2 protein-coding genes are annotated in these 1,928 nt (G+C 42.6%); both read left to right on the top strand.

The annotated features are described in order from the left end of the window. Positions 1 to 747: hypothetical protein (locus AB1414_20090; GenBank protein MEW6609714.1), on the top strand; the 747-nt coding region annotated here is incomplete at its 5' end. Between the two features lie 199 nt (positions 748 to 946). Then, positions 947 to 1,726, top strand: coding sequence for a CPBP family intramembrane glutamic endopeptidase (locus AB1414_20085; GenBank protein ID MEW6609713.1), 780 nt, complete (start codon positions 947 to 949; stop codon positions 1,724 to 1,726). The last annotated feature ends 202 nt before the right edge of the window (positions 1,727 to 1,928 follow it).

The following is a 1,928-nucleotide window of genomic DNA, read 5'->3' as shown; positions in this document are numbered from 1 at the left end:
GTGCGGTATATTGATCCCAGCGGCAATATTCCCATTGATTGTTGGAACGATCCCAGTTATTGCTCGAATACCACCACGTTGCCTACTTCTCCTTATTCGTCTAATAGACCGAATCTACCGGGTAACGGTGGAGGTGGCGGTGGTGGAGGTGGTCCTCTTGGAGGTGCAAGTGGCGGAAGTGGTGGAGGGGGTGGTAGCTTTGCTTCCACGCCTAGTTATATCCCTACCCCCACGGTTACCTCTACGCCAACTTGGATCTCTACCTCTACTTCAACTTCAACTTCCACATCGACTGTTACCCCTTCTGCAACTTTAGCCACTACTCCTACTCCTAGTTATACACCCACTATTTCATCAACACCTTGGGCAGTTACACTACCGCCTGGATGGACACCTAGTCCTCAGCCAAATATTGATATTGATCTTCCATCGGCTGTCGATGTTATTGATTTCTTGTTCGCGCCAGGTCCCGCGGGCGATCCTTCTGTGGGAGATCTTATTCAAATCGGCGTTGACAGTAGACCAATGATTGGTCCTTACCCTAATCCATTATTTGGCCTTGGTCAACCATTAGGCGATATCGTCGATGGCGTTGGTATAACAATATATTTCTTGTTAAATGGCGAGTTTCAAGTACCAGAGTGGGAGTGGGGCACTCCTCCGCCAATTACTTCAACGCCTGATTTATATGCGCCTATGCCAATTCCACCACCAACACCCGAAACTGGAACGCCGTTTCCGCCATAGGTATATTCTGTTGTAATGCAAATATAATAGAACTGTAGATTCGATTTGCCCTATAACCATCTCAAAAATGCTGTGGCCCTCTGTGAGGTGGTTGATGTGACCGAAGAGCCCGTTGTTTTCGGTGGTAAAGACCCTTCCCTGTGCTCAAGGCTTCATACTTTGAAACAAGTTATTATTATCTATGTGGTCAGGAGTATGTGTGCGCGAGAAAATCGGTCCATTTGTAATTCTGATGATTTGTGTACAAATATCATTCTTCGCAATAATGATGTTATTCTTCAATTTAAATTCGCATATCAAGTACACATATGTTACGGTGATTTATTTAGTAATTGCTCTATTAATATGTCTTGAGAGGAAAAATCTCAACGAATTCAATCTAGACCGGTTGTCATTACTTATCCTAATATTGAGTTCTGTTTTTAGGAGACGACTTGGAGTTGAGAATGAAGGTTATTTCCTGTTTGTTATTGGGATAGCAGGATTAGCGGTATTTATTAGCACAATTCCGAATTGGACCAAAACACCCAAAACCGATTTTCGATGGTTAGCTATTGGTTTATTTGTTGCCTTGCTTTCCCTCATTCCAATTACTTTTATCGAGTCCTTTCAGGTGCAAACAATACAAAATAGCGGTCCAGGACTGTATGGGTTGTTTTGGGATATGATACGGAGAGCAATATACGAACTCTCGTTTACTGCTCCCGTGGAAGAAATACTATTTCGCGGGTTCATATGGGGATATTTACGAAAGCTGAAATGGGACGTTAACAAGATTATTTGGGTACAAGGCGCTTTATTTTGGTTTTTACATATTGGTCGAATCAGATCTCCTCTTACTTTTTTCTTCTCCGTTCCGATCTTAACTTATATCTCAAGTGAACTTACAAAACGTTCTGGCCAGGTCTCTCCATCGATTATCTCTCACCTCATTATTAATACAATAGGTTCAGTCTTGCTGGCGGTACAGCTTGGGTAGATGTAGATATGGAGAATGTGTTTAACTATCGTGTCACAAATGTGACAAATAAATTGAATTTACGATTATTCATGTGCCACCTTATAAAATTCCTCTGTTCTGGCATATTTTGCGCGAGACGCGTCTCACGACAGGAAACATGTACACCGATAAACTCTTCACAGGGCAACGGAATATGTCTGGCTTGGGCATCTATCATTAC

The sequence above is a fragment of the bacterium genome, from assembly GCA_040755795.1.
Classification (GTDB): Bacteria; UBA9089; CG2-30-40-21; order CG2-30-40-21; family SBAY01; genus JBFLXS01.
This window is presented reverse-complemented; position numbering and strand designations above follow the sequence as displayed.